This window comes from Streptomyces thermoalcalitolerans, assembly GCF_039525155.1.
GTDB lineage: Bacteria > Actinomycetota > Actinomycetes > Streptomycetales > Streptomycetaceae > Streptomyces > Streptomyces thermovulgaris.
In genome coordinates this window covers 26,711-34,878 of record NZ_BAAAHG010000061.1, presented here as the reverse complement: position 1 = coordinate 34,878, position 8,168 = coordinate 26,711, and the positions used below count along the sequence as shown (strand labels likewise).

The 8,168-nt window shown below is 69.8% G+C and carries 7 protein-coding genes and 1 pseudogene; all 8 read left to right on the top strand.

Annotated elements, in window-relative coordinates:
- Positions 1 to 1,161: pseudogene (locus ABD224_RS25405) on the top strand (nitrate- and nitrite sensing domain-containing protein); the annotation flags it as partial.
- Positions 1,162 to 1,170: 9 nt separating this feature from the next.
- Positions 1,171 to 1,584: a roadblock/LC7 domain-containing protein gene (locus ABD224_RS25400; protein WP_344053871.1), complete on the top strand. Its 414-nt coding sequence runs from the start codon at positions 1,171 to 1,173 to the stop codon at positions 1,582 to 1,584.
- A 110-nt stretch (positions 1,585 to 1,694) separates the two neighbouring features.
- On the top strand, positions 1,695 to 2,093 hold the full coding sequence (locus ABD224_RS25395; protein WP_067400760.1) for a DUF742 domain-containing protein: 399 nt from the start codon (positions 1,695 to 1,697) through the stop codon (positions 2,091 to 2,093).
- The gene (locus ABD224_RS25390; protein ID WP_344053868.1) at positions 2,074 to 2,649 is read left to right on the top strand and encodes a GTP-binding protein; all 576 of its coding nucleotides are present in this window, start codon (positions 2,074 to 2,076) and stop codon (positions 2,647 to 2,649) included. Before ABD224_RS25395 ends, ABD224_RS25390 begins: the two co-directional genes overlap by 20 nt.
- 410 nt (positions 2,650 to 3,059) lie before the next feature.
- Positions 3,060 to 6,293, top strand: coding sequence for a sensor histidine kinase (locus ABD224_RS25385; RefSeq protein WP_344053866.1), 3,234 nt, complete (start codon positions 3,060 to 3,062; stop codon positions 6,291 to 6,293).
- Positions 6,294 to 6,303: 10 nt separating this feature from the next.
- Positions 6,304 to 6,717, top strand: a complete 414-nt coding sequence (locus ABD224_RS25380) for a roadblock/LC7 domain-containing protein (protein ID WP_029385896.1) — start codon at positions 6,304 to 6,306, stop codon at positions 6,715 to 6,717.
- Between the two features lie 100 nt (positions 6,718 to 6,817).
- Positions 6,818 to 7,390, top strand: coding sequence for a DUF742 domain-containing protein (locus tag ABD224_RS25375; protein ID WP_344053864.1), 573 nt, complete (start codon positions 6,818 to 6,820; stop codon positions 7,388 to 7,390).
- Positions 7,371 to 7,952, top strand: coding sequence for a GTP-binding protein (locus ABD224_RS25370; protein ID WP_344053862.1), 582 nt, complete (start codon positions 7,371 to 7,373; stop codon positions 7,950 to 7,952). The genes ABD224_RS25375 and ABD224_RS25370 overlap by 20 nt, the downstream gene beginning before the upstream one ends.
- Positions 7,953 to 8,168 lie beyond the last annotated feature (216 nt).

The window sequence follows — 8,168 nt, the reverse complement described above, 5'->3', positions numbered from 1 at the left end:
GCCTTCGGCGGCCAGGCGCCCGGTGCCCCGCAGGGCTTCAGCGGCGGACAGCGGCAGGACGTCTTCGGCGGCGGCGAGCAGGGCCGCCGGCCGCAGCTGCAGCCGCGCGGCGGTGCGCGTGCCGAGCTGCCGGGCGGCAACGGGCCGTCCCGTGCGCAGGGGTGGGGAGACCAGAGCGCGGGCGGCCGGGCCGCCCTGGACACGCCGCGCGGCCACGACGAGCAGGGCATGGCGCACCCTCCCCAGGCGTCCCGGTTCGACGCGGGCTCGACGGCGGAGATGCCCCGGATCGACGACCGGCAGGGGCCGGGCTCGACCGCGGAGATACCCCGTCCCGACTTCGACGCTCCGCGTCCGGGTGCGGGCGGCGCGCCGAACACGGGCCAGTTCGTCCGTTCGGACGTCTTCGGGCCGGCCGGACAGAACGCCCCCGCCCGGCCGGGCCGGTTCGACGCCCAGCAGCAGGGCCACGACAGCGGCTCCACGGGCCAGTTCGCCCAGCAGCAGGCCTACGACAACAGCTCCACCGGCCAGTTCGCCCAGCCGGGCCAGGGCGGCGGGGCTCTCGCCCGCCGCTCCCTGCCGGGCCGCCCGGACCCCGCCTCCACGGGCCAGTTCGAACAGCCGCAGCAGGGCCCCGCCCGTCCGGCGCAGGGCGCCGCGAGCATCCCGCAGCGGCGTCCCGAGGACAACTGGGCCCTGCCGCCGGCCCCCAGTGGCAGCAGCGACGTCGGTACGCCGCTGTACGACACCCTGGAGACCGACTGGTTCCGCGGTCGCCGGCAGCGGGGCGCCGCGTCGCCGGCCCCCGCCGCGCAGCAGCCGCAGGCCCCCGCGCCCCAGTCCTCCTCCGCTCCCCAGCGGAACGCCGCCCCCGCCTGGCGCAGCTCGCCGAACGACGAGCTGATCCGACAGGCCGAGCGGGTCAGGAAGCCGGCCTCGGGCGGTGTCACCACCTCCGGCCTGCCGCGCCGAGTGCCCCGGGCGAACCTCGTCCCGGGCACGGCTCAGCAGCAACCGCACCAGAGCGGTCCGCAGGTCTCGCGTGCGCCCGACGACGTACGCGGCCGACTGACCAATCTCCGTCGGGGCATCGCGCAGGGCCGTCAGGCCGGTCACGGCCGGACGGGCAGCTTCCCCACTCACCAGCAGGAGCGTTAGTTGAGCCAGATGAGCCAGGCGGCACAGAACCTGAACTGGTTGATCACCAACTTCGCGGAGAACACCCCGGGGGTGTCCCACACCGTCGTGGTGTCGGCCGACGGACTGCTTCTGGCGATGTCCGAAGGCTTCCCGCGCGACCGCGCCGACCAGCTCGCGGCCGTCGCCTCCGGTCTGACCTCGCTGACCGCCGGTGCCTCGCGCATCTTCGAGGGCGGCAACGTGAACCAGACGGTCGTGGAGATGGAACGGGGATTCCTCTTCATCATGTCCATCTCCGACGGTTCGTCCCTCGCGGTCCTCGCACACCCCGAGTGCGACATCGGCCTCGTCGGTTACGAGATGGCACTGCTCGTCGACCGGGCAGGGGATGTCCTCACGCCCGATCTGCGCGCCGAGCTGCAGGGCAGTCTGCTCCGCTGACCGGCCCGGTACCACCCACCTCACCACCACACCGTCCGGCCGCCCCGATCCCCCCACCGGCCTCGTCAGACGGCTTGACTGACCGACTTGCTGTCCAGCCCGGAGGATTCATGACCCCGCCCACCGCCTCTCATGATCCGTACGCTGAGTCGTACGGGGACGAGGGCGAACAGCCGCTGGTGCGTCCGTACGCGATGACCGGTGGCCGGACCCGGCCGCGCTACCAGCTCGCCATCGAGGCCCTGGTCAGCACCACGGCCGACCCGGCAGTGCTGATGGGACTGCTCCCGGAGCACCAGCGGATCTGCCACCTGTGCCGCGAGGTGAAATCGGTGGCCGAGGTGTCGGCACTGCTCGCCATGCCGCTGGGCGTGGCACGAATCCTCGTTGCGGACCTCGCCGAAGCCGGCCTGGTGGCCATCCACCAGCCGGGCGGTGACGAGAACAACGGTGGCGCACCGGATGTGACGCTGCTCGAAAGGGTGCTCAGTGGACTTCGCAAGCTCTAGCGGCGGTCGGGCGACCACCTCCGCCAAGATCGTGGTGGCGGGCGGCTTCGGCGTGGGCAAGACCACGTTCGTCGGCGCCGTCTCGGAGATCAACCCGCTGCGCACGGAGGCCGTCATGACGTCCGCTTCGGCGGGCATCGACGACCTCACCCACACCGGGGACAAGACCACCACCACGGTGGCCATGGACTTCGGCCGTATCACGCTCGACCAGGACCTGATCCTGTATCTGTTCGGCACCCCCGGCCAGGACCGGTTCTGGTTCATGTGGGACGACCTGGTCCGCGGCGCCATCGGCGCGGTGGTCCTGGTGGACACGCGCCGCCTGGCCGACTGCTTCCCCGCGGTCGACTACTTCGAGAACAGCGGCCTGCCGTTCATCATCGCCCTCAACGGCTTCGACGGACAGCAGCCCTACACCCCGGACGAGGTACGCGAAGCCCTGCAGATCGGCCCGGACATCCCCATCATCACCACCGACGCCCGACACCGCGCGGACGCCAAGGCAACACTGATCACACTGGTCGAACACGCCCTCATGGCCCGGCTCAAGTAATGCCCGAGAACCATTGTCCGTAGCTGCCAAGTCGGCCAAACCGTACGGCAGTTGTCGTAGTCACATCGGGGCCGGCTGTGTCCTTTGACACGGCTGGCCCCGATGTTCATAACGTTTCGGCAGAGGAATCGACGGGTATGGCCACGCGTCGCGCACATATGGTGCCGCTGCGCGCACGTTCTCCCGGCTTTTTGCCGACGCTCGTTCTTTATGACCGTTTTATCTGGGGCGCGCAAGCGCGTACTCCGCTGGACCCCACTGTTTGGAAGAGTCCATGCTGACGTGCTGGAATGCCTGAACTGCCCAATGGTCAAAGACGTACTCGGCTGTACTGGGTCGTCGATGGCGGACAGGGTTCTGAGACACTGCGGCACGATGTAGGTGCCGACCGCCGAGAGGTTGTTGGTCGAGTGAGGCGAAGCAAGAACGGTCCCGAGCCGTCGGTCCGGGGCAATTTCACCCCGCCGCCGCGCGGAAAGGCGCCCGCGAGCGCGCCCGGTTCGGAACCGACGGCCGCTCCCGTCCCGAGCGGCGGCCGTTTCTCTCCGCGCAACTGGCGGGTACCGACCCGGCTGAACGCAATCCTGCTCCTGCCCGTACTGGTCGGCCTCGTGATGGGCGGCTTCCAGGTCAAGGGGTCGATCGACACCTGGCAGGAGGCCGAGGACGCCGAAAAAGTGGCCCTCCTGGTGCGAGCCGCCAAGGACTACGGTCAGGCCCTTCTCAACGAGCGTGACCTGACCGCCGTCGACCTGCTGCAGGGCAACAGGGAGTCCAAGCAGGTCAGTGAACTGAGGGCGCGCACCGACGCGGCCAAGGAGGAGTTCGACCGGGTCGCCCAGGACATGCCGCGCACCGCGTCCCTGGAGCGCCGGATGAAGCTCTTCCGCTCCAACGAGACCGCCCTCCCCCAGCTGCGCGAGGCCGCCTACACGGCCCCCATGGACCCGGTGAAGACCGAGGAGGGCTACGTCGCCGTCCAGCACTCGCTGATGGAGTTCGCCAACGAGCTGGGGCTGGGCACCAGCAATGTCACCAGCTACGGCCGCACGGTCTACGCCGTCTCCCTGGCCAAGGCGGCCGCCTCGCTGCAGCGCTCCATCGGCGTCCACCTCCTGGTGCGCCCCGCCGAGAAGCGGGAGGCCGTGCAGCAGCAGCGGGTCTCCCTCGTGTCGTACCGCTACCTCGAGGGCATCGCGATCAACGAGTTCGTCTCGGCCGCCACCGAGGACGACGTGACCCGTCTCGACGACGTCATGGCCGAGAAGCGCCGGACCGTCGGCGACAAGGGCACCGCGGTCGGCGCCGGGCAGAGCTCCTCCACCCAGGGCGGCGCCTACTCGGCGATGCCGGGCGCCGACAACATGCTCCAGGGCGTCGCCTCCGGCGCCTTCACCCCCGAGGAACTGGCGGCCAGGGACGTCACCCCCAAGACCTGGCTGGGCGTCTACACCGCGAAGTTCGAGGGCTACAGCCAGGTCGAGAGCGAGCTGGTCGACAAGGCCGTGGCCGAGGCCCAGAACGTCGCCGACGACGCCAAGCGCGACGCCGTCATCAGCGGTGCCGTCGTCGTCGTGACCCTGCTCGCCGCGTTCATCCTGGCCGGCATGGTGGCCCGCCAGATGAGCCGCTCCATGCGCAAGCTGCGCCACGCCGCCCTGGGCATCGCCGAGCAGCGCCTGCCGATGCTGGTCGACCAGCTCTCGCGCACCGACCCCGGCCGGGTCGACACCCGGGTGACGCCGATTCCGATCACCTCGACCGACGAGATCGGCGAAGTCGCCCGCGCCTTCGACCAGGTCCACCGCGAGGCCGTCCGGCTCGCCTCCGAGCAGGCCCTGCTGCGGGGCAACATCAACGCGATCTTCACCAACCTCTCGCGCCGCAACCAGTCGCTGATCGAGGGCCAGCTGACCCTGCTCACCGAGCTGGAGAACAACGAGGCCGACCCGGACCAGCTGGAGAACCTCTTCAAGCTGGACCACCTGGCGACCCGTATGCGCCGCAACGGCGAGAACCTCCTCGTTCTCGCCGGCGAGGAGCCCGGCCGCCGCTGGGACCAGCCGGTGCCTCTGGTCGACGTGATACGCGCGGCCTCCTCCGAGGTGGAGCAGTACGAGCGCATCGAGCTGTCCGGCATCCCCGACGCCGAGATCCACGGCCGCGCCGTGACCGACCTCGTGCACCTGCTGGCCGAGCTGCTGGAGAACGCCACCACGTTCTCCTCCCCGCAGACCAAGGTCCGCGTCACCGCGACCCGTCTCCCCGACGGCCGGGTGATGATCGAGATCCACGACAAGGGCATCGGCCTGACCCCCGAGGACTTCGCGGACATCAACCACAAGCTGGCCAACCCGCCCACCGTGGACGTGGCGATCTCCCAGCGCATGGGCCTGTTCGTGGTCGGCCGCCTCGCCGACCGGCACGGCATCCGCGTCCAGCTGCGCCCCTCCGGCGAGCAGGCCGGCACCACCTCGCTGGTCATGCTGCCGGACGCGATCACCCACGGCGGTGGCGGCGAGCAGACGCTGGAGCAGGAAGAGTTCACCGTCTCGCAGATCATCCCGGAGCAGCAGTTCCAGGGTGAGGACTTCAACGCCTCGCAGCCGGTGCGCACCGCCGCGGAGCTCGGCTTCGACGACAGCCGGTACGAGGTCCCGAACGACCTCAGGGCGCTGGACCCCATCGGCCGCTCGCTCCAGCGCGAGGAGCGCCGTGCCGCCCTGGAGGCGCAGTCGCAGGGCCGGAAGCAGGACGCGCAGACGGACTCCGCCGACTACTCCGACCAGAACACGGGGCAGCAGTCGGCGTACGACACCGGCCAGACGCCCTACCCGGAGCAGGGCGGGTACGACCAGCAGCAGGGGACGGCCTACGACGAGACGGGACAGCCGTCGTACAACGAGACGGGGCAGCCGTCGTACGACGAGGCGTACTACGCGCAGAACGGCGGTCTGCCGGACAACAGCGGCTCCTACTCGTCCGACGGCGGTTACCCCGACTCCACCTACGCGGAGTCCGGGCAGCAGGAGCACGCACCGACCGACGCCGCGGCGTCGGGGGCGTACACCGGCTTCCAGGAGCAGTCCTACCAGGGCGACTGGTCCCAGCAGGACGGTTACCAGAACGGTTACCAGGGCCAGTACGCTCCGGAAGCGGAAGCCACGCAGGCCACTGACGGAAACGAGACGAACCGCGTAGGCTTCGAGCGTCCGGGACCGGCCTCCTCCGCCGTCCACGAGCTGACCGACGCCGGTCTGCCCCGCCGCGGAACCACCGCGAGCGGTTCGAACGGCACACGGCCCGTGAACAAGGAAACGCCGTCCCGTACTCCGGAGAACAGCGGCGACAGCGGCTGGCGTTCGGTGAACGACGAACGCTGGCAGCAGGCCGCGCAACTCCGCAAGCCCAAGGCCGGCGGGGTGACCTCCTCCGGCCTGCCACGGCGGGTGCCCAAGGCCAATCTGGTCCGGGGCTCCGCGGAATCGACCCCGCAGGGCGGCCCACAGGTCTCCCGCGCCCCCGAGGACGTCCGAGGCAGGCTGAGCAACCTGCGCCGGGGTGTCCAGCGGGGACGCAGCGCAGGAAGTGAAAAGAACGGCCAGGGCTTCGGTCCTGACAGCACCTACAACCAGGAGCGTTAGTGTGAGCCCGATGAGCCAGGCGGCACAGAACCTGAACTGGTTGATCACCAACTTCGTGGACAACACCCCCGGGGTGTCCCACACGGTGGTGGTCTCCGCCGACGGACTCCTTCTGGCGATGTCCGAAGGCTTTCCCCGCGACCGCGCCGACCAGCTCGCGGCCGTCGCCTCCGGTCTGACCTCACTGACCGCCGGTGCCTCGCGCATCTTCGAGGGCGGTAACGTGAACCAGACGGTTGTGGAGATGGAACGGGGATTCCTCTTCATCATGTCCATCTCCGACGGTTCGTCCCTCGCGGTTCTCGCACACCCCGAGGCGGACATCGGTCTCATCGGGTACGAGATGGCGCTTCTGGTCGACCGGGCCGGAACGGTCCTGACTCCGGATCTCCGCGCGGAGCTTCAGGGAAGCCTTCTCAACTAACAGCCAGACGGTGCGTTTCGGCGTCCCGAAGCCATAAGGTTTCGGGACGCGGCTCCCCTGGAGCCATCGGGTGCCCGGCACAGTCGGAGGAGGAGAGAAAGTGGCAACACCCCCAGGCGGTCCGTCCTCGGGCAATTGGCCGTACGCCGGCCCTGTCCAGGGCCAGGGCGACGCTTCGGCGAACCCATATTTCCCCTCCGCTCCGCACTACCAGCAGCCGTACGCGCCACAGGCCCCCGGCCCGTCGCCGTACGAGCAGCCACCGGCTCAGCCGATGCAGCCGATGCAGCCACAGCGACGCACCCCTGAGCCGGCGCCCGCCGGGGCGTCGAGCAACCCCCTGGTCCGCCCGTACGCCATGACGGGCGGTCGCACCAGGCCGCGGTACCAGCTCGCCATCGAGGCGCTGGTGCACACCACCGCGCAGCCGCACCAGATGCAGGGTCAGCTGCCCGAGCATCAGCGGATCTGCCAACTGTGCCGCGAGATCAAGTCGGTGGCCGAAATCTCGGCCCTGCTGTCGATTCCTCTCGGCGTGGCCAGGATCCTCGTCGCCGACTTGGCGGAGGCGGGCCTGGTCGCCATCCATCAGCCCGGCGGCGACGAGAACGCCGGTGGCCAGCCAGACGTGACACTGCTCGAAAGGGTGCTCAGTGGACTTCGCAAGCTCTAGCGGCGGTCCTTCCCGCTCCACCACCTCCGCCAAGATTGTGGTGGCGGGCGGCTTCGGCGTGGGCAAGACCACGTTCGTCGGCGCCGTCTCGGAGATCAACCCGCTGCGCACGGAGGCCGTCATGACGTCCGCTTCGGCGGGCATCGACGACCTCACCCACACCGGGGACAAGACCACCACCACGGTGGCCATGGACTTCGGCCGTATCACGCTCGACCAGGACCTGATCCTGTATCTGTTCGGCACCCCCGGCCAGGACCGGTTCTGGTTCATGTGGGACGACCTGGTCCGCGGCGCCATCGGCGCGGTGGTCCTGGTGGACACGCGCCGCCTGGCCGACTGCTTCCCCGCGGTCGACTACTTCGAGAACAGCGGCCTGCCGTTCATCATCGCCCTCAACGGCTTCGACGGACAGCAGCCCTACACCCCGGACGAGGTACGCGAAGCCCTGCAGATCGGCCCGGACATCCCCATCATCACCACCGACGCCCGACACCGCGCGGACGCCAAGGCAACACTGATCACACTGGTCGAGCACGCCCTCATGGCCCGACTGCGGTGACACTTCGCCCGACCGATGAAGGCGGGTGTCCTCTCCTCGGGGGAGAGGGCACCCGCCTTCATCGGTTCACGGGAGAAACACACGCGCGGGAAGGACCGTGCGGGACGTGAGGGGGGGGAGCATGGGGATGCGGGGGCCGCGAAGGGCGGCGGGAAAGAACAGAAAGAACACGGGAAGGGGCCCACCCGGGCGGGTGGGCCCCTTCGGAGTTCCGGA

Coding starts and splice junctions, on each gene's coding strand:
- ABD224_RS25400 (WP_344053871.1), top strand. CDS start 1,171: ATGAGCCAGGCGGCACAGAACCTGAACTGGTTGATCACCAACTTCGCG.
- ABD224_RS25380 (WP_029385896.1), top strand. CDS start 6,304: ATGAGCCAGGCGGCACAGAACCTGAACTGGTTGATCACCAACTTCGTG.
- ABD224_RS25395 (WP_067400760.1), top strand. CDS start 1,695: ATGACCCCGCCCACCGCCTCTCATGATCCGTACGCTGAGTCGTACGGG.